Source organism: Streptomyces sp. NPDC047869, from assembly GCF_040704065.1.
In the GTDB taxonomy this organism is placed as follows: domain Bacteria; phylum Actinomycetota; class Actinomycetes; order Streptomycetales; family Streptomycetaceae; genus Streptomyces.
Genome location: NZ_JBEYRK010000013.1, coordinates 128201 through 145730 on the forward strand (window position 1 = coordinate 128201; position 17530 = coordinate 145730).

Annotated in this window: 18 protein-coding genes and 2 pseudogenes; 11 read left to right on the plus strand and 9 right to left on the minus strand. The window is 73.7% G+C overall.

The window, feature by feature from the left end; genetic code table 11:
* The first annotated feature begins 52 nt into the window (after positions 1–52).
* Complete coding sequence (locus AB0924_RS19040) at positions 53–1072, plus strand: hypothetical protein (RefSeq protein ID WP_358929966.1); 1020 nt, start codon at positions 53–55, stop codon at positions 1070–1072.
* 75 nt (positions 1073–1147) lie between these two features.
* On the plus strand, positions 1148–2446 hold the full coding sequence (locus AB0924_RS19045) for an MFS transporter (RefSeq protein WP_366911989.1): 1299 nt from the start codon (positions 1148–1150) through the stop codon (positions 2444–2446).
* Here the strand turns inward: AB0924_RS19045 and AB0924_RS19050 are convergent.
* From AB0924_RS19050 to AB0924_RS19060, 3 genes are all read right to left on the minus strand, one after another.
* Positions 2408–3253 carry a fused MFS/spermidine synthase gene (locus AB0924_RS19050; RefSeq protein ID WP_366911990.1) on the minus strand — a complete coding sequence of 282 codons (846 nt, stop codon included), beginning with the start codon at positions 3251–3253 and terminating at the stop codon, positions 2408–2410. The two genes, AB0924_RS19045 and AB0924_RS19050, sit on opposite strands and share 39 nt — an antisense overlap.
* Before the next feature lie 99 nt (positions 3254–3352).
* Positions 3353–4525, minus strand: a complete 1173-nt coding sequence (gene tuf, locus AB0924_RS19055) for an elongation factor Tu (protein ID WP_358929960.1) — start codon at positions 4523–4525, stop codon at positions 3353–3355.
* A gap of 319 nt (positions 4526–4844) precedes the next feature.
* A complete protein-coding gene (locus AB0924_RS19060) occupies positions 4845–5567 on the minus strand; it encodes a DNA alkylation repair protein (RefSeq protein ID WP_366911991.1) in 723 nt (240 codons plus the stop codon).
* Between the two features lie 161 nt (positions 5568–5728).
* On the opposite strand from AB0924_RS19060, the gene AB0924_RS19065 reads away from it, so the two are divergent.
* On the plus strand, positions 5729–6514 hold the full coding sequence (locus AB0924_RS19065; RefSeq protein WP_358929956.1) for a VTT domain-containing protein: 786 nt from the start codon (positions 5729–5731) through the stop codon (positions 6512–6514).
* A gap of 16 nt (positions 6515–6530) precedes the next feature.
* On the opposite strand, the gene AB0924_RS19070 is transcribed toward AB0924_RS19065, so the two are convergent.
* Positions 6531–7700 (minus strand): thiolase family protein, encoded by a 1170-nt coding sequence (locus AB0924_RS19070; RefSeq protein ID WP_358929954.1) that lies wholly within the window; start codon positions 7698–7700, stop codon positions 6531–6533.
* A 118-nt stretch (positions 7701–7818) separates the two neighbouring features.
* Between AB0924_RS19070 and AB0924_RS19075 the strand changes: the two genes are divergently transcribed.
* Positions 7819–8289 carry a helix-turn-helix domain-containing protein gene (locus AB0924_RS19075; RefSeq protein WP_366911992.1) on the plus strand — a complete coding sequence of 157 codons (471 nt, stop codon included), beginning with the start codon at positions 7819–7821 and terminating at the stop codon, positions 8287–8289.
* A gap of 120 nt (positions 8290–8409) precedes the next feature.
* Here AB0924_RS19075 and AB0924_RS19080 read toward each other — a convergent pair.
* Positions 8410–8993 (minus strand): annotated as a pseudogene (locus tag AB0924_RS19080) (DUF6807 family protein); the annotation flags it as partial.
* A gap of 53 nt (positions 8994–9046) precedes the next feature.
* Positions 9047–9412: pseudogene (locus AB0924_RS19085) on the minus strand (Gfo/Idh/MocA family oxidoreductase); the annotation flags it as partial.
* 239 nt (positions 9413–9651) lie between these two features.
* Between AB0924_RS19085 and AB0924_RS19090 the strand changes: the two are divergent.
* From AB0924_RS19090 to lnt, 5 genes are all read left to right on the plus strand, one after another.
* Positions 9652–10527, plus strand: coding sequence for an undecaprenyl-diphosphate phosphatase (locus tag AB0924_RS19090; protein WP_366911993.1), 876 nt, complete (start codon positions 9652–9654; stop codon positions 10525–10527).
* A gap of 83 nt (positions 10528–10610) precedes the next feature.
* Positions 10611–10790, plus strand: coding sequence for a hypothetical protein (locus AB0924_RS19095; RefSeq protein WP_358929948.1), 180 nt, complete (start codon positions 10611–10613; stop codon positions 10788–10790).
* Positions 10791–10845: 55 nt separating this feature from the next.
* Positions 10846–11832, plus strand: a complete 987-nt coding sequence (locus tag AB0924_RS19100) for a phosphotransferase (protein WP_358929946.1) — start codon at positions 10846–10848, stop codon at positions 11830–11832.
* A 109-nt stretch (positions 11833–11941) separates the two neighbouring features.
* On the plus strand, positions 11942–12424 hold the full coding sequence (locus tag AB0924_RS19105; RefSeq protein ID WP_358929944.1) for a nuclear transport factor 2 family protein: 483 nt from the start codon (positions 11942–11944) through the stop codon (positions 12422–12424).
* A gap of 79 nt (positions 12425–12503) precedes the next feature.
* Positions 12504–14078, plus strand: coding sequence for an apolipoprotein N-acyltransferase (lnt, locus tag AB0924_RS19110; protein WP_366911994.1), 1575 nt, complete (start codon positions 12504–12506; stop codon positions 14076–14078).
* On the opposite strand, the gene AB0924_RS19115 is transcribed toward lnt, so the two are convergent.
* Positions 13996–14907, minus strand: coding sequence for a Gfo/Idh/MocA family oxidoreductase (locus tag AB0924_RS19115; RefSeq protein WP_358929940.1), 912 nt, complete (start codon positions 14905–14907; stop codon positions 13996–13998). The two genes, lnt and AB0924_RS19115, sit on opposite strands and share 83 nt — an antisense overlap.
* A 134-nt stretch (positions 14908–15041) precedes the next feature.
* Between AB0924_RS19115 and AB0924_RS19120 the strand changes: the two genes are divergently transcribed.
* Both AB0924_RS19120 and AB0924_RS19125 read left to right on the plus strand, forming a co-directional pair.
* Positions 15042–15554, plus strand: a complete 513-nt coding sequence (locus AB0924_RS19120; RefSeq protein WP_358929938.1) for a DinB family protein — start codon at positions 15042–15044, stop codon at positions 15552–15554.
* 114 nt (positions 15555–15668) lie between these two features.
* Positions 15669–16133 (plus strand): hypothetical protein, encoded by a 465-nt coding sequence (locus AB0924_RS19125; RefSeq protein WP_366911995.1) that lies wholly within the window; start codon positions 15669–15671, stop codon positions 16131–16133.
* 21 nt (positions 16134–16154) lie between these two features.
* Here AB0924_RS19125 and AB0924_RS19130 read toward each other — a convergent pair whose 3' ends face one another.
* On the minus strand, positions 16155–16673 hold the full coding sequence (locus tag AB0924_RS19130) for a hypothetical protein (RefSeq protein ID WP_358929934.1): 519 nt from the start codon (positions 16671–16673) through the stop codon (positions 16155–16157).
* A 117-nt stretch (positions 16674–16790) separates the two neighbouring features.
* On the minus strand, positions 16791–17474 hold the full coding sequence (gene ung, locus AB0924_RS19135) for a uracil-DNA glycosylase (RefSeq protein ID WP_358929932.1): 684 nt from the start codon (positions 17472–17474) through the stop codon (positions 16791–16793).
* Between the last annotated feature and the right edge of the window lie 56 nt (positions 17475–17530).

A 17530-nucleotide genomic window follows, 5' to 3' on the forward strand; every position in this document is an offset into this window, starting at 1 on the left:
GACAAGGGCCGGTGACCGAATCGTTTCCGTCGGCCCACTAGGGTTACTGGCCATGTGGCCAGGAGAGCAGCCGCCCGGGGGCGCGCAGAACCCGCAGAACAACCCTTATCAGCAGCCGGGTTACCAGCAGCCGAATCCGTACCAGCAGCCCGGGTACCAGCAGTACCCGCAGGCGAACCCGTACGGGCAGCAGCCGCAGTGGGGACAGCCCGGGCCCGCCGGAGCACCGCAGCCGCAGCCCCCGCAGGGCGGCGGCGGTGGCGGCGGCCGGACGAAGCTGATCGCGATCGTCGCGGCCACCGCCGTGGTCGTCGCGGCCGGCGTCACCGGCTACCTGGTCCTCGGGGGCTCGAAGGACGACGAGGCCGGCAACGGCAAGGGCAAGCAGAAGACCAGCCAGTCACCGGCCCCCGAGCCGTCGGTGTCCTCGTCCGCGCCGGACGACAACCCGCGCGGCGACGCCACCGAGAAGCCCACCGTCGCGGGGTGGAAGGTCGTCGTCAATCCGAAGTTCGGCACGGCGTTCGACGTCCCGGCGGACTGGGAGCTCGAGTCCACAGACGTCTCCATCTTCATGGAGGACCACGCCGACGACGACAAGCTGATCACCTCCGTGTCCGCTCCGGCCTCGTACAAGTCGAAGTGGTGCACGACCGACAGCGACAAGGACGGCAAGACCGAGGACTCCGCGCTCGCGGTCGCCGGCACCCGCGGCGAGAGCGGCGCGAAGAGCCCGGAGCAGGCGGCGGTCACCCGGGTGCCCTGGTACGTCTACGGCGGCTACACCCAGCCGGACAAGAAGACCATCACCTACGACAAGAAGGCCACGGCGTACAAGACCGCGTCGGGGGTCGAGGGCGCCTACGCGTGGGCCCGCTCCAGCGGCAGTCCGCAGAAGGGCAAGTGCGCGAGCGACGGCAAGGCCCTGTCGTTCGCCTTCAAGAACTCGGCCGACGACATCGTGTCGTTCGACTTCTACGGCGCCAAGGGCGTGAACGACGAGGTCGACACCAAGACGATCATGAAGATCCTCAGCACGGTGCGGCTGCACGGCGACCCGACGGGGGGCTGAGCCGGCGGCCCCGGCGGCGGTCGGGGGCGGGGAATCCGTTTGGCAAGCCGGGGGGCGAGCGGCGATAGTCACCCGGTGAACTCCGCCGACGGCTCCAACACCCGCCCGCGCAGACCCGCCTGGGCCGGCCGCAACTACTCGCTGCTGACCACCGCGGCCATCGTGACGAGCCTCGGCGCCAACGGGTCGCTGATCGCTGCCGCGTTCGCGGTGCTGGACGCGGGCGGGGACGGGGGCGACGTCGGTCTGGTGGCCGCGTCCCGGACCCTGCCGCTGGTGGTGTTCCTGCTCATCGGCGGCGCGGTCGCGGACCGGCTGCCCCGGCACCGGGTGATGGTCGCCGCCAACGCGCTCAACTGCCTCTCCCAGACGGCCTTCGCGGTGCTGGTGCTGACCGGTGAGCCCCGGATGTGGCAGATGATGCTGCTCACCGCGCTCGGCGGCACCGGCCAGGCGTTCTTCGGCCCGGCGGCCGAGGGCATGCTGATGTCCTCCGTGGAAGGGGAACAGGCGGGCCGGGCCTTCGCCCTGTTCCGCATGGCCACCCAGGGTGCGGCCCTGGGCGGCGCGGCCCTCGGCGGCGCGCTGGTCGCGGCCGTCGGTCCCGGCTGGGTCCTCGCCATCGACGCGGCGGCCTTCGCCCTCGCCGGAGCGCTGCGCGCCTTCCTCGACGTCGGTCATATTCCGCCGCGCACGCCGGGCGAGGGCCTGCTGGCCGATCTCCGGGAGGGCTGGCGGGAGTTCGTCGGACGGCCCTGGCTGTGGGGCATCGTCGTGCAGTTCTCGATCGCCAACGCGGTCGTCGCCGCCGCCGACGCCGTCTACGGCCCGCTGGTCGCCCGCGACAGCCTGGGCGGGGCGGGACCCTGGGGACTCGCGCTGGCCACGTTCGGCGCCGGCACGGTGGCCGGCGCCCTGCTGATGACCCGCTGGAGACCGCGGCGCCTGCTGCTGGCCGGCACGCTGTGCGTGTTCCCGCTGGCCCTGCCCTCGGCCGCGCTGGCCGTACCGGTGCCGGTGGGCGTCCTGTTCGTCGTCATGTTCGTCGCGGGTGCGACGGTGGAGGTGTTCGGCGTCTCCTGGATGACCGCGCTGCACCAGGAGATCCCCGAGGACAAGCTCTCCCGGGTCTCGGCGTACGACTGGTTCGGCTCGGTGTCCCTGATGCCGCTGGCCACCGCGCTGGCCGGCCCGGCGGAGGCCGCCTTCGGCCGGACAGCCTCGCTGTGGGGCTGCGCGGGCCTGGTCGTCGTGGTCACCGCGCTGGTTCTGCTGGTCCCGGACGTGCGCACGCTTACCCGGCGCACCGCACGGACGAGCACGCCCCGACGTCCCTCAGCCGATGCCGAAAGCCCCGTCGGGGGGCTCGGGTGAGGCGACGGCCTCGGCGTCCCGGACCGGCCGCGCGCCACCGGTGAAGTCCCGCAGCGCCGCGCCGTGTTCGACGCGGGCCGGGAACGCGTCGGCGGCGGCCCGCCGGGCCAGGCCGGCCGTGTCGAAGGGCCGGTGCGAGGCCACGAGGACCGCGTTGCCGAACCGCCGCCCGCGCAGCACACCCGGCTCGGCGATCAGCGCGAGCTGCTCGAAGACGGCCGCGAACGTGGCCAGTTGGGACCGAAGGAAGGCGAACGGCGCCCCGTCGGCCAGGTTGGCCAGATAGACCCCGCCGGGCCGCAGCACCCGCTCGGCCTCGCGCGCGTAGGCGAGCGAGGTGAGGTGGGCCGGGACCCGGGAGCCCCCGAAGACGTCGGCGACCATCACGTCGGCCGAGTCGTCCGGCGCGGCCTCGAGCCAGGCCCGCGCGTCGGCGGCGTGCAGCGTGACCCCCGAGCCCTCGGGCAGCGGCAAGCGTTCGACGACCAGCTCCAGCAGCGCCCGGTCGGCCTCGACGACATGCTGCCGGGAGCCGGGCCGGGTGGCGGCGAGGTAGCGGGGCAGCGTGAGCGCTCCCCCGCCGAGGTGCACCGCGTCCACCGGGCGCCCGGGCCCGTCCACCAGGTCGAGGGTGAACCCGAGGCGCCGCGCGTACTCGAACTCCAGGTGACCGGGCTCGTCGAGATCGACGTACGACTGCGGCGCCCCGTCCACGGTCAGCAGCCAGGCCCGCTCCCGGTCGACGTCGGGCATCAGCTTGGCGGTGCCGTGATCGACGGTCCGGGTCACGGGTATGGCTTCACTCACGCCACCATTGTCACCGGCGCGGGGCACCCCCGGGCGCGAGGGGCCGCGAGGCCCGCGGACCGGCCACGACCGGTCCGCGGGCCCCGCGCCCCGTGACTCCTACCGGCCGACGGAGAGGACGGTACCGGCGCCCACCGTCCGGCCACCCTCACGGATGGCGAACCCGAGCCCGGGCTCCAACGGCACCTCCCGCCCCAGCTCCACGGTCATCTCGACCGTCTCCCCGGGCCGGGCGACCGCCGCCTCCCCGAGGTCGACGTCCCCGACCACGTCCGCGGTGCGGATGTAGAACTGCGGCCGGTAGCCCGTGGACAGCGCGGTCGTACGGCCGCCCTCCCGCGTCGACAGCACGTACACCCGCGCCACGAAGGCGCGCGCGGGCACCACGCTTCCCGGCGCCGCCACGACATGCCCCCGCCGCACCGCGTCCCGGGGCACGCCCCGCAGCAGCAGCGCCACGTTGTCCCCGGCCTGCGCCTCCTCCATCGGCCTGCCGAAGGTCTCCAGCCCGGTGACCACGCTCTCCACGTCCGCGCCGAGCACCGCGACCCGGTCCCCCAGGCGCACCGTCCCGCGTTCGACGGCTCCGGTGACGACCGTGCCCCGGCCGGTGATGGTGAGCACGTTCTCCACCGGCAGCAGGAACGGCGCGTCGAGATAGCGCTCGGGCATCGGCACATAGGTGTCCACCGCGTCGAGCAGCGCCTCGACGGACGCCGTCCAGCGCGGGTCGCCCTCCAGCGCCCGCAGTCCCGAGACCCGTACGACGGGTACCGAGTCACCCGGGTACCCCTGCGCGCTGAGCAGCTCGCGGACCTCCAGCTCGACCAGGTCGGTGAGCTCCTCGTCGCCGGCGTCGGCCTTGTTGAGGGCGACGACGATGTGGTCGACGCCCACCTGCCGGGCCAGCAGTACGTGTTCGGCGGTCTGCGGCATGATCCCGTCGAGCGCGGAGACGACGAGGATCGCCCCGTCGAGCTGCGCGGCGCCGGTGACCATGTTCTTGACGTAGTCGGCGTGGCCCGGCATGTCGACGTGGGCGTAGTGCCGGGTGTCGGTCTCGTACTCGACGTGCGCGATGTTGATGGTGATACCGCGGGCGGCCTCCTCCGGAGCGCGGTCGATGCGCTCGAAGGGGACGAACGTCCCGGTGCCGCGCCCGGCCAGGACCTTGGTGATGGCGGCGGTCAGGGTGGTCTTGCCGTGGTCGACGTGGCCCATCGTGCCGATGTTCAGGTGCGGCTTGGTGCGCACGTATGCCGTTTTGGACATGGCTGTACCTCGAAGCCTCTCAGCCGTAAAGGAGTCCGGGACCCCGAGGAACCGGCCGACCCTCCCCCTGCGGGGTCCGCCGGTCGATCCGGAGAGGGTCAGCTTCGGGCGCCGTCGGCAGCGGCCACGAGGAGCGGGACGGCAGCCTTCGGCGCATCCGCGACGGCGGATGCTGCGAGGAGGAAGGCGTACCGGAACATGACGACGATCATCGCCGACGGTTCGTCCGGCGTCGAATGGTTTTCCGTGCCGCGCGAACCTCGCCGCCGTCAGGGCGCGATGTCCGTCGGGGCACGATGTCTCGCGAGGCCCGGGGTCGTCAGGGCCCGATGTTCTTCAGCGCCTCACGGACCGTCAGCCGGGCGAACCGGCCCCGCTCCCGCGCCAGGAAGTCCCGTACGGCTGCGGGGTCGGTCTTGGCGTACTCGCGCAGCGCCCAGCCGATGGCCTTGCGGACGAAGAAGTCGGGGTGCCCGGACTGCAGCAGGCAGTGGGCGAACAGCCGGACGGCGTCGGTGCGCTCCTTGTACCGGAGCTGGTGCAGCAGGGCCGTGCGCACCACCCAGAGGTCGCCGTCGGCGATCCAGTCGTCCATGTCGGCGGTGAGCGCCGGCTCGGCCGCGACCAGGGCGCCGACGAGGTGCGCGGCGAGCGCGTCGACGGTGTCCCACCACGGGACGGTGGTGACCAGGTGCCGGGCCACGGGCAGGAACGCGGAGGAGCAGCGGGCCGCGTGCCGGCGCAGGTAGTCCGCCGCGAAGTAGTGGTACTCGCGCTCGGGCAGCCGCCAGCAGCGCAGGGCGATCGCGGCGCAGTCGGACTCGTCGGGACGGGGGGTGCCGGCCAGGACGGTGCGCGACAGCGCGCGGCGGTCCGGGGTGGGAATACCGAGGAAGGGCGCCACGTCCTTCATGTACGCCCGCATCGCCGCCGCCCGCTCCGGGTCGGCCGCGGCGGCGTAGGTGGCGGTCAGCCGCTCCAGCACGGCGTCGGCCAGGGCGCTGCGCGGCACGTGCGGCGGGGCGGGCGGGGCTGCGGTCATGGGCCGAACGATACGGCGGTCGCCGCGGCCGGGCGGGGCGGTGGTGACCGCGGGCGGGGGCGCGGCGCGTCGTGCGTGGAGGGTTCCGCCACCCGGCTGTCCCGCCGCCGGTGAGACGGACCATACGGCGATCACATGTGTCCGTCGGTTAGTGTCGCCGGATGCTCGATGCCACCAACCGCTCTGGGGGCACCGCCACGGTCTCTCCCCGGGCCGCCGCCACGGAGCTCGCCGTCCCCGCGGTCGCAGCCGTACCGTCCCTGTCCCACACGGGGTTCGCCGTCCGTTGCACCCGCGCGGCGCTGTCGCCGTACGCCCGCCTGTCCCTGCTGCTCGTGCTGCTCGCGGGCGCCGCGGCGGGGGTGCTGGCGTTCGAGCCGCAGCGGCTCCTGACGCACGGCTGGCCGCCGCACCTCGGCGGGGCGGCGGCGGCCGTGGCGTTCGCGGCGGCGTACGGGCTGTGCACGGTGGCGTTCGTGCCGCGGCCGCTGCTGAACCTCGCGGCGGGGGCGCTGTTCGGCTCCGGGCTGGGGGTGGCGACGGCGCTGGCGGGCACGGTGCTCGGGGCGGGGCTGGCCTTCGGGCTCGGCCGGCTGCTCGGGCAGGAGGCGCTGCGGCCGCTGCTGCGGGGGCGTTGGCTGAAGGCCGCCGACGGACAGCTCAGCCGGCACGGCTTCCGGTCCATGATGGTGGCCCGGCTCTTCCCGGGTGTGCCGTTCTGGGCGGCGAACTACTGTGCCGCCGTCTCCCGTATGGGCTGGCTGCCGTTCCTGCTGGCGACGGCGCTCGGCTCGATCCCGAACACCGCCGCCTACGCGGTGGCCGGCGCCCGTGCCTCGGCGCCGACCTCCCCGGCCTTCCTGATCGCGATGGCCTGCATCGCCTTCCCGGCGCTGGTGGGCACGGTGGTGGCCTGGCGCAAGCGCCACCAGCTGCGCGCCGGCTGACCCGCCGCGGGGACCGTCAGACGGCCTCCAGGATCATGGCGTTGGCGAGTCCGCCCGCCTCGCACATGGTCTGCAGGGCGTAGCGGGCGCCGCGCTCGCGCATGGCGTGGACCAGCGTCGTGGTGAGCCGGGTGCCGCTCGCGCCGAGCGGGTGGCCGAGGGCGATGGCGCCGCCGTGCACGTTGACCCTGGCGAGATCGGCGCCCGTCTCCTGCTGCCAGGCCAGGACCACGCTGGAGAAGGCCTCGTTGACCTCGAAGAGGTCGATGTCGTCCAGGCCGAGCCCCGCGCGGCGCAGCACCTTCTCGGTCGCCGGGACGACTCCGGTGAGCATCAGCAGCGGATCGGAGCCGGTGACGGCGAAGCTGTGCAGCCGGGCGAGCGGGCGCAGGCCGAGGCGGGCGGCGGTCTCACTGGAGGTGATCAGCACGGCCGAGGCGCCGTCGTTGACGGGGCTCGCGTTGCCCGCGGTGACGTTCCACTCGATCTGCGGGAAGCGCTCGGCGAAGGCGGCGTCGTAGTAGGCGGGCTTGAGACCGGCGAGGATCTCCGGGGTGCTGCCGGGCCGTACGCACTCGTCGCGGGCGACGCCGTCCAGGGGCGCCACCTCGGCGTCGAACAGGCCGGCCTGCCACGCGGCGGCGGCCTTGCGGTGCGAGGAGACCGCGAACTCGTCCATCCGCGCACGCGTGAGGGACCACTTGGCGGCGATGAGTTCAGCGCTGATGCCCTGCGGGACCAGGCCTTCCGGATAGCGCTCGGCGACACCCGGCCCGAACGGGTCCTTGCCGGCCGGCACGTTGGACCACATCGGCACCCGGCTCATCGACTCCACGCCGCAGGCGACGGCGAGGTCGTACGCGCCCGAGATGACGCCCTGCGCGGCGAAGTGCACGGCCTGCTGGGAGGAGCCGCACTGGCGGTCCACCGTGGTCGCCGGGACCGTCTCGGGCAGGCCGGCCGCGAGGACGGCGTACCGCGTGGTGTTCATGGCCTGCTCGCCGACCTGGTCGACGGTGCCGCCGATGACGTCGTCGATCAGGGCCGGGTCGACGCCGGAGCGCTCTACCAGGGTGCGCAGGGTGTGGGCGAGGAGCTGGACCGGGTGGACGTGGGCGAGGGAGCCGTTCGGCCTGCCCTTGCCGATGGGGGTGCGTACGGCTTCGACGATGACTGCGTCGCGCATGGTGCGGGCCTCCCGCGATGGCTGAGCGTTCGCACGCTCGACTACTGGTGAGTAGGAATTCCCAACTCACCATAGCCCAGCGAGTTGGAAAATCAAACCCTCCCCTAGACTGGGCCGCATGGCCGCCACGAAGGATCCGCGCCCCTGCTCCATCGCCGACGCCCTCGCGCTGGTCGGCGAGAAGTACTCGCTGCTCGTACTGCGGGAGGTGTGCCTGGGCAACGGCCGCTTCGACCAACTGGTGCGCAACATCGGCGCGCCGCGCGACATCCTCGCCACCCGGCTGCGCCGGCTCGTGGACGCCGGGATCCTCACCAAGCGCGTCTACAGCGAGCGCCCGCAGCGCTTCGAGTACCGGCCGACCCGGGCGGGGCTGGAGCTTGAACCGGTCCTGATGACCCTGAAGGAGTGGGGCGACCGCCATCTGCGCGACGGCGTCGACCTCCCCATGGTCGTCGAGCACAGCTGCGGCAGCGAACTGGTCCCCCAGGTGACGTGCCGGGCCTGCGGCGACCCGGTCCGGCACGAGGAACTGACGGCCCACCCGCAGTCCCCCGGCTGGACGGTCGCCGGACCGGTCACCGTGTGAGACACCCGGACCGGGCGGCGGCCGGGGCGCCTGGAGCGCCTGCCGGGTTCCGCCGGCGGGCCGGTCGTGGCCGCCGCGCGACGGCGGCCCCGCCCGGCAGACCCGTGAACTCCCCGGCGCTCACGACGGATGGGCCTCCAGGTACCGGGCCACGTCCTCCCGGTCCCAGGCGCCGTCGGCCACGACGACCCGGTAACGGCGCCGCAGCGTGGCGCCGGGGGGCGAGTTCCAGCTCGTCGAAGAAGGCCCAGGACGGGGCGACCGCGGCGAACGGCTCGGCACGGACGAACCAGTGGGCGGGGTGGCCGCCCCCGGTGCCCGCATGGTCGTTCTCCGGGGCGTGCGCGAAGACGAGGGTCGCGTGGCCGTCCCTGCCGACGTGCTCCCCGGAATAGGCGAGCCAGGGCGCCTTCGTGCCCATCAGTTCCGCCCCCTCCCCCTCGGGCCCGAGGATCCGGCCGCCGCGGAAGGACCTCGGCCCGCGCCAGAACAGCCCCGTGCAGCCCGCCAGTTCGCGCCCGGCGGTGGTGGGACTGCCGAGGCGCAGCGGCTCGGCGCGCCGGTTGGCGACGGCGCTGGTCCAGGTCAGCCCCCAGGTACCCGCCCCGGGGTCGACGTCGTGGACCTCGATCCGGCGCTCCTCGGCCGCCCACACCTCACCGTCGTACGGGGTGCCAGGTCAGCCGCTCGGCGATGACCGCGCGTCTCCACCGCGCTGGCCCGCTTCGCGGGCGGCGCGCTCGCGACCGTCGTCAACATCGAAGTCGGCCAGTGAGGGCACCGGCGGCTTCTCGCACCACACCCAGGCCCCGGCGCGCAGCGCGGCCACCGTCTGCGCGCGGTGCAGCGTCGGCGGGGTGGAGATGGTGACCAGGTCGGGCCGCCGCTCGGCCAGCATCAGGTCGAGGTCGGTGTAGGCGTGCGGGATCCGGGCGTCGGCGCAGAACGCCGCCACGGCGTCCGCGTCGATGTCGACGGCGGCGACCACCGCAGTGTCGCCCTCCTCAGCGAGGCGGGCCAGGGCGGGCAGATGGGAGCCGCGCGCGATGGCGCCGGTGCCGACTACGGCGGTCCGCAGGGGCCGGCCGGTGAACGGGGCCGTCGGGCGAGAAGAGCGGGGCATGGGCGGGTTCGGCACTCCTCGGTACGGCGGCGGGCACGGCGGGGTCCGGGCGTCTCGCACAGAGTGCAGCAAGCGCTTTCTCCCGTGCGGCAACGTAAGCGGCGGCGCCCGGGCGGGCGAACACCCGGTTCCGGGACGCCTGCCGAACCCCTGTGCCCGGCCGGTCACCGGCGCCCGCTACGCTGCCCTCGTCACATGATCACCACGTATCCCCCTCAGCACTTGGACGCCTCACCTCCATGTCTTGGTTTGAATCCCTCGTCCTCGGACTCGTCCAGGGGCTGACCGAGTTCCTCCCCGTCTCCTCCAGCGCGCACCTGCGGCTGACCGCGGCCTTCTCGGGCTGGGAGGACCCGGGGGCGGCCTTCACGGCGATCACCCAGATCGGCACGGAGGCGGCGGTACTGATCTACTTCCGCAAGGACATCGGCCGGATCATCTCCGCCTGGTTCCGGTCGCTGTTCGACAAGTCGATGCGGCGGGACCACGACGCCCAGATGGGCTGGCTGGTGATCGTCGGCTCGATCCCGATCGGCCTGCTCGGCGTGACACTGAAGGACCAGATCGAGGGGCCGTTCCGCGATCTGCGGATCACCGCGACGATGCTCATCGTCGTCGGCGTGGTCATAGGCATAGCCGACCGGCTGGCGGCCCGTGACGAGCAGGGCGGCCGGCACCGCGCGCCCAAGCAGCGCAAGACGCTGGAGAACCTGGGCGTCAAAGACGGCCTGATCTTCGGCCTCTGCCAGGCCTGCGCCCTCATCCCCGGTGTCTCCCGTTCCGGCGCCACCATCAGCGGCGGCCTGTTCATGGGCTACCGGCGTGAGGCCGCGGCCCGTTACTCCTTCCTGCTGGCCATCCCGGCGGTGCTGGCGTCCGGCGTGTTCGAGGTGAAGGACTCGGTGGGCGGCGGCGAAGTGGCCTGGGGCCCCACCCTGTTCGCGACGGTGATCGCCTTCGCCTCGGGATACGCGGTGATCGCCTGGTTCATGAAGTGGATTTCCAGCAAGAGCTTCATGCCGTTCGTCTGGTACCGGATCGCCCTCGGCATCGTCATCATCGCGCTGGTGGCAGCGGGTGTACTGAGCCCGCACGCGGCCGAATCCGCGAGCTGAGCACACCGGGCACCGGCCAACCACCGCGGCATGAGTAGCCGTTCGGTAGCGCAGCGTCAGTGTTTGCCCCTAGGCTGGGCCGCATGTCCCCCGATTTCATGCCCCGTGGTTCCGTGCGCTCCGCCGCCGAGCTGAACGAGCGGATCCGGGCGCTCTGGCTGCGCGCGGGCGGCACCCTGTCGCCTCAGGAACGCGCGGAGTACGAGCTGTTGGTGGTCGAGTGGGCCCAGGCCGTCCGCGGCCGCGTCATCGAGGCCGCCTGAGGCGTCGGCCCGGGACCCGGAGGGGCGCCGCCGCCCACCTCGGTATGTTCTGCGGATGCGAAGGCTCACGGAGATCGAGGACCTGTCGGGGCTGGTGCGTGAGGCGCTCGGGCCGGGCTCCCGCGCGGTCGCGGCGGAGCGGTTGCGCGGCGGCAGCAGGAAGGGTGTGTACCGGGTCCGGGTCGACGGCGCCCCGGTGACCCGGGTGATCGTCTACAGCTGGGCCGAGGCGGAGAACTTCTGGCCGGGACAGGCCGGTGCCGGCCCGGGCGACCCGTTCGCCCCGGCCTCGGGCCTGGTCCCGTTCCTGGCCGCCCGGCGCGCTCTGGACGACTTGGGCGTACGGGTTCCGCGGGTCCTGCTGGCGGACGGCGGACGACGCCGGCACCCGGCGGACGTGGCCGTGGTCGAGGACGTCTCCGAGGACACCCTCGAAAGGCTCTTCGAGGCCGACCCCGCCCGCGCGGCGGCCGCCCTGGACGACCTGGCCGCGGCGACGGACACCATGCACCGACACCGCGCCCCGCGGTACGGCCGGCTGGACCTGCCGCGGGAGGACGGCACCGCGAGCGGGGTCTCCTGCGAGCGACTGGTCCGCGACCGCGCCCTGGCCGATCTGGCGGAGGCCTCGGGCCGCGATCGCCGGATCGCCGCGGAGGCGGACCGCCTGCGCGACCGTCTCCATCACCTGGCCGCGCTGGTGGCGCCGCGCGCCGAGTACGGGCTGATCCACGGAGAGCTGGGCCCCGACCACGTCCTGGTGGACGCCGACGGCCGCGCGGTGCTGATCGACATCGAGGGCGTCATGCACTTCGACGTCGAGTGGGAGCACGTCTTCCTCCGGCTCCGCTTCGGCGACCGCTACCCCGTGCTGTCCCGCCCCGGCCTCGACCCCCGGCGGATGGACCTCTACGCCCTCGCGATGCGCCTCTCGCTGGTCGCGGGCCCGCTGCGGCTGCTCGACGGCGACTTTCCCGACCGGGCTGCCATGGCGGGGATCGCCGAGCACAACCTGACCGCGGCCCTGGCGCTCCTGCCCTGAGCGCCGCGCCCGCCGGGCCGCTCCCAGGTGCGCCTCTCGGCCATATGTGCGCACCCCCAATATCGCCCGCGCACTTGGCACCCGGCCTCCCGTGGCCAACACTGTGCCGATGACGCAGCGTGTGGAGCTCGCGACCGTGATGGACCGGCTGGCCGTGGACGAGACGGTCACCGAGTACGCGGTGGCCGTGGACGACGGGGACTGGACCGCCTACCAGGGGCTGTTCACGGCGGACGGGCGGGCCGACTACCGCTCCGCCGGCGGCATCGAGGGCGAGGCCGGCCGGGTGGCCGGGTGGCTCGCCCAGAGCCTGGAGTCGTTCGGGACGCGCCAGCATCTGATCGTCAACCGCCGGGTGCGGTTCGGGATCCACGAGCACGACACCGGGGACACCGCCCGGGTGCGGGCCGACTACGTCAACCCGATGCGCCTCACCGGCGACGGCGGCTCGGGCGGCCCCGACCTGGTGTGCGGCGGCCGGTACGAGTTCGGGCTGCTGCGCACGCCGGACGGCTGGCGGCTGAGCCGCGTCGTCGCGCACGAGAAGTGGCGCCGGACGCCCGGGCCCGCCCCGGCGGCCGTTCCCGGCTGAGCCGCGTGCCCCGGCGCGCCCTGTCGGAGATCGCTTCCGGCGCGCACACTGGAGGCAGTGCTGGGTAGGGAGACTCCCTATGAGGACGATCGACCACTGGCTCACCTCCCCCTGGCGGCGCTCCGGCGTCGCCGCCCTGGCGGGCGCCGTACCCGTGTTCGCGTTCCCGGCGCCCGCGCTGTGGTGGTTCGCGTACGTGGCCCTGGTGCCCTGGATCCTGCTGGCGCGCTCCGCGCCGACCGCGCGGCGGGCGGCGTACGACGGCTGGTGCGGCGGCTTCGGGTTCATGGTGGCCGTGCACCACTGGCTGCTGCCGAGCCTGCACGTGTTCATCTTCCTGATAGCCGGGCTGCTGGGCGTGCTCTGGGCACCCTGGGGCTGGCTGGTCCGCCGGTTCCTCGGCGGCGTCGCGTCACCGGGTCGGGGCGCGGTCGCGCTGCTGGCGCTGCCCTCGGCATGGCTGGCGGTGGAGCTGGTCCGCTCCTGGCAGGGCCTCGGCGGCCCCTGGGGGATGCTCGGCTCCAGCCAGTGGCAGGTGGGGCCGGCGCTGCGACTGGCCTCGGTGGGCGGGGTGTGGCTGCTCAGCTTCCTGGTCGTGGCCGTCAACGTGGCGGTGGCGGTACTGGTGTCGGTGCGCGAGTCGCGGATGCCGGCGGTGGCCTCCCTGGTCGCCACCGCCGCCGCCACGTCGGCCGCCTGGGCGTGGGCGCCCCGCCCGGACGTCGACGGCGTGACGCGGATCGCCGTCGTCCAGCCGGGCGTCGTCGGCGGGACGGACAGCGCCGACCGGCGCTTCGACCGCGAGGAGCAACTGACCAGGCGACTCGCCGGGCAGGGCGTCGACCTGATCGTGTGGGGCGAGAGCAGCGTCGGCTTCGATCTGGACGACCGGCCCGACCTGGCCCGGCGGATCGCCGCGCTGTCCCGGCGGACCGGCGCCGACCTGCTGGTCAACGTGGACGCACGCCGCTCCGACCAGCCCGGTATCTACAAGAGCTCGGTCCTCGTCGGGGCGCACGGCCCGACGGGTCAGCGCTACGACAAGATGCGGCTCATCCCCTTCGGCGAGTACATCCCGGCCCGCTCCGTGCTGGGCTGGGCCACCTCGGTGGGCAGGGCCGCCGGTGAGGACCGGCGGCGCGGCACCGAGCAGGTCGTGATGAACGTCGGGCACGGCCTGCGGGTCGGCCCGCTGGTGTGCTTCGAGACGGCGTTCCCCGACATGAGCCGGCGGCTCGCGAGGGACGGCGCGGACGTGCTGCTCGGCCAGTCCTCCACGTCGTCCTTCCAGGGCAGCTGGGCCCCGGAGCAGCACGCCTCGCTGGCCGCGCTCCGGGCCGCCGAGACCGGCCGCCCGATGGTGCACTCGACCCTGACCGGTGTCTCCGCGGTCTACGGCCCGGCCGGGCAGCGCCTCGGCCCGTGGCTCGGCACCGGCGCGAGCACCGCCCAGGTCTACGAGGTACCGCTGGCCCACGGGGTCACCCCGTACGTCCGCTACGGCGACTGGCCGGTGCACGGCGCGCTGCTGGTGCTGGCCGCGCTGTGCGTGGGCGAGGGCGTCCGGGCGCTCAGGCTCCGGCGGACCGGTCCCGAACCGCTCGTACCACGCGCTCGCAGAGCTCATGGGTCGCCAGTGCGTCCCGGGCGCTGAGCACCTTCCGGCCGCGCACCGCGTCGAGGAAGGCGAGCACCGCCTGCTCGATGCCTCGCTGCCGGGCCACCGGCACCCAGTCGCCGCGCCGGCGCACCGTCGGCTGCCCCTTGTGGTCGATCACCTCGGCCAGATTGAGCACCTGACGCTTGGTGTCCTGCCCGGAGACCTCGAGGATCTCCTCGGCCGAGCCGCTGAGCCGGTTCATCACGCCGAGCGCGGTGAAGCCGTCCCCGGCGAGCTGGAGCACCACGTGGTGGAGCAGCCCGCCCTCGACGCGGGCGCGCACGGTCACGTCGTCGATCACGCCCGGCACCAGGAAACGCAGTGTGTCGACGACGTGGATGAAGTCGTCGAGGATCAGCGAGCGCGGTTCCTCGGGCAGCCCGATCCGGTTCTTCTGCATGAGGATCAGCTCGCGCGGATGGTCCAGGCACTGCGCGTACGCCGGGGCGTGGCGGCGGTTGAAGCCGACGGAGAGCGAGACGTTCCGGCGCTCGGCGAGCGCCACCAGCCGCTCGGAGTCGGCGAGTTCGTAGGCGAGCGGCTTGTCCACGTAGGTGGGCACGCCCGCCTCCAGCAGCCGGGTGACGATGTCCGGGTGGACGGCGGTCGGCGCGTGCACGAAGGCCGCGTCCGGGCCGGCCGCGAGCAGGGAGTCCAGGGTGGTGTGCCGCTGCCCGGCAGGCAGGTGGAGCGAGTCGGCGACGCGGCTGAGGGTGGCGGCCGTCCGGGTCTGCAGGTGCAGTTCGACGCCCGGCAGGGTGCCCAGCACCGGCAGGTACGCCTTCTGCGCGATGTCCCCGAGTCCGATGCAGCCGACCTTCACGTGCTCTCCCCTACCGGTTGCCTGCGGATGCCCTGCCGGAAGCATACGGTGGCGGCCCACGCCCCTCCGGCGCGAGCACTCCGGGGCCGGAAATTCCCTGGTGGGGAAGGCCGCCGTCGGGTGAGGATGCGGGAATGACCTATGAACGCCGGGAACCCGCGACCGACGCCGACGAACGCACCATGCTGGAGGGCTGGCTCGACTACCACCGGCAGACCCTGGCATGGAAGTGCGAGGGCCTGACCGACGCGCAGTTGCGGACGGCTTCGGTGCCGCCGTCCACGCTGTCGCTGATGGGGCTGGTGCGGCACATGGCGGAAGTGGAGCGGTCCTGGTTCCGCAGGGTCCTCGCGGACGAGGACGCGAAGCCGCTCTACTACGGCGAGGCCGACCCGGACGGCGAGTTCCGGCTCACCGAGGCGGACACCTGGGCCGAGGCGTACGCCACCTGGCAGGCCGAGATCGACGCGGCCCGCCGTCACGCGGCCGGCTTCGCCCTGGACGACCCGTCCCGGGCCAGGCACCGGCACACCGGTGAGCGGCACAGCCTCCGCTGGATCTACACCCACATGATCGAGGAGTACGCCCGGCACAACGGCCACGCCGACCTGGTCCGCGAGCGGATCGACGGCGCCACCGGCGACTGAGCGTCACCCTGGGGACGCCGGGGCCCTCCGTACGGGGCACGAGATCACCCGTGCGGGGCATCAACCTCCCGTACACGGTGTCAACTCGGCGGCCGAACCAGCAGAGTTGCACGGGTGCATCGAACGACGACCACCGCAGCGCTTCTGGTCACCGTGGCCGTCTCGGCCCTCTCCGGCTGTGTCACGGTACAGCGCCAGGCGACCCCCGGCCCCCCGTCGGACACCGTGTCCTCGCAACGGACGGGGCCCCGCCCGGACGGCAGTGCCGTGCCACGGGTGGTGCAGGCACCGGCGCGGGAGGCGCTGGAGATGGTCGGCCCGTCCCGGCGGCCGCGGCACGGCGAGCCGGCCGCGCCGCGCCGGACGCCCGCGGCACCGCCGGTCACGCACCGCCCGCCCGCCCCGCCCGCACCCGCCGCTCCGCACCGGGAGCGCCCACGGCAGCGGGGCGGCGGCCTGCCGGGCGCGGCGCAGCCGGTGCCGCAGGCCCCGGACCTGTGCGCCCTGGGCAGGCAGTACGGCGGCTGGCGCGGCGGCAGTCCCGAGTCGGAGATCTGCGAGCAGGCCTACGGTCACTGATCCCCGCGGTCACCGGCCCGGCTAGCCGGTGGGCCGCTGTCGCGGCGGCCCCCAGGAGTCACCCGGGGTGCCCTCGTCCCCCAGCCGCAGCTCCAGGCGGCTGATCGCCGCCCGCACCCCGTCGCCGTAGCCGTCGTCGGACAGCGAGCCGGCGGTGCGGCGGGCCCGGCCCAGATGGCTGCGGGCGGCCTCGGCCCGGCCCAGTCTCGCGTAGTCGGCGGCCAGGTTGAGATGGAGCGAGGGCAGGAAGGCACGGACGCTGACCGGGTCACCGGCGCCCCGGCCGTCCGTCAGCTCCTCGGCCGCGGACAACGCCCGCAGGTCCCAGGCCAGTTCGTCGGCCGGATCGTCCTGGGTGTCGGCCAGGTAGTGGGCCAGGGTGCAGCGGTGCAGCGGGGCGCCGTCCTCGCCGATCTCCGCCCACAGCAGGAGGAGGCGACGGCGGGCCTCCTCACGGTCGCCGCCGTGATGCAGCATCACGACCTGGCCGATCCGCGTCAGCACGGCGTCCGGCGCCGCCTGCTCCTGTCGCTCCGCCACCACGTCCTCCGGCCGTCGTCGGCTGTCGGGTCACCGTCCGCACCGACGCTAGCCGCAGGCACCGGAGATCCGGGGCAGGCGGCCCCGTACGACACGGGGCCGCGCGGGCCGATCGGGTCAGCCCAGGTCGGGGATCCGCCAGTCGACGGGCTCGTGCCCCTGACCGGCCACGGCCTCGTTGATCCGGGTGAAGGGACGGGAGCCGAAGAACCTCTTCGCGGACAGCGGCGAGGGGTGCGCGCCCTTCACCACCACGTGGCGGGTCTCGTCGATCAGCGGGAGCTTCTTCTGCGCGTAGTTGCCCCACAGCACGAAGACCGCCGGGTCGGGACGGGAGGCCACGGCGCGGATCACCGCGTCCGTGAACTTCTCCCAGCCCTTGCCCTTGTGCGAGTTCGCCTCCCCGGCCCGGACCGTGAGCACCGCGTTGAGCAGCAGCACGCCCTGTTCGGCCCAGGGCATCAGATAGCCGTTGTCCGGGACGGGCAGGCCCAGCTCCTCCTTCATCTCCTTGTAGATGTTCCGCAGGGAGGGCGGGGTCTTCACACCGGGACGGACCGAGAAGCACAGACCGTGGCCCTGGCCCTCGCCGTGGTACGGGTCCTGGCCGAGGACCAGGACCTTGACCTTGTCGTACGGCGTCGCGGCCAGCGCGGCGAAGACCTCCTCGCGCGGCGGGTAGACGGGACCCCTCGCCCGCTCGTCCTCGACGAACTCGGTCAGCTCCTTGAAGTAGGGCTGCTGCAGTTCGTCGCCCAGAACCCCGCGCCAGGACTCGGGCAGCATGGCGATGTCGGTCACGTCAACGTCCTCACGATATGCGGTCACTTCAGGTCTCAGAACCTACAGGCGACCAC

Bases quoted from the DNA above. Each gene is read 5' to 3' on its own strand.
- AB0924_RS19040 (WP_358929966.1), top strand. From the start codon at position 53: ATGTGGCCAGGAGAGCAGCCGCCCGGGGGCGCGCAGAACCCGCAGAAC.
- tuf (WP_358929960.1), bottom strand. From the start codon at position 4,525: ATGTCCAAAACGGCATACGTGCGCACCAAGCCGCACCTGAACATCGGC.
- AB0924_RS19060 (WP_366911991.1), bottom strand. From the start codon at position 5,567: ATGACCGCAGCCCCGCCCGCCCCGCCGCACGTGCCGCGCAGCGCCCTG.
- AB0924_RS19065 (WP_358929956.1), top strand. From the start codon at position 5,729: ATGCTCGATGCCACCAACCGCTCTGGGGGCACCGCCACGGTCTCTCCC.
- AB0924_RS19070 (WP_358929954.1), bottom strand. From the start codon at position 7,700: ATGCGCGACGCAGTCATCGTCGAAGCCGTACGCACCCCCATCGGCAAG.
- AB0924_RS19075 (WP_366911992.1), top strand. From the start codon at position 7,819: ATGGCCGCCACGAAGGATCCGCGCCCCTGCTCCATCGCCGACGCCCTC.
- AB0924_RS19090 (WP_366911993.1), top strand. From the start codon at position 9,652: ATGTCTTGGTTTGAATCCCTCGTCCTCGGACTCGTCCAGGGGCTGACC.
- AB0924_RS19095 (WP_358929948.1), top strand. From the start codon at position 10,611: ATGTCCCCCGATTTCATGCCCCGTGGTTCCGTGCGCTCCGCCGCCGAG.
- AB0924_RS19100 (WP_358929946.1), top strand. From the start codon at position 10,846: ATGCGAAGGCTCACGGAGATCGAGGACCTGTCGGGGCTGGTGCGTGAG.
- AB0924_RS19105 (WP_358929944.1), top strand. From the start codon at position 11,942: ATGACGCAGCGTGTGGAGCTCGCGACCGTGATGGACCGGCTGGCCGTG.
- lnt (WP_366911994.1), top strand. From the start codon at position 12,504: ATGAGGACGATCGACCACTGGCTCACCTCCCCCTGGCGGCGCTCCGGC.
- AB0924_RS19120 (WP_358929938.1), top strand. From the start codon at position 15,042: ATGACCTATGAACGCCGGGAACCCGCGACCGACGCCGACGAACGCACC.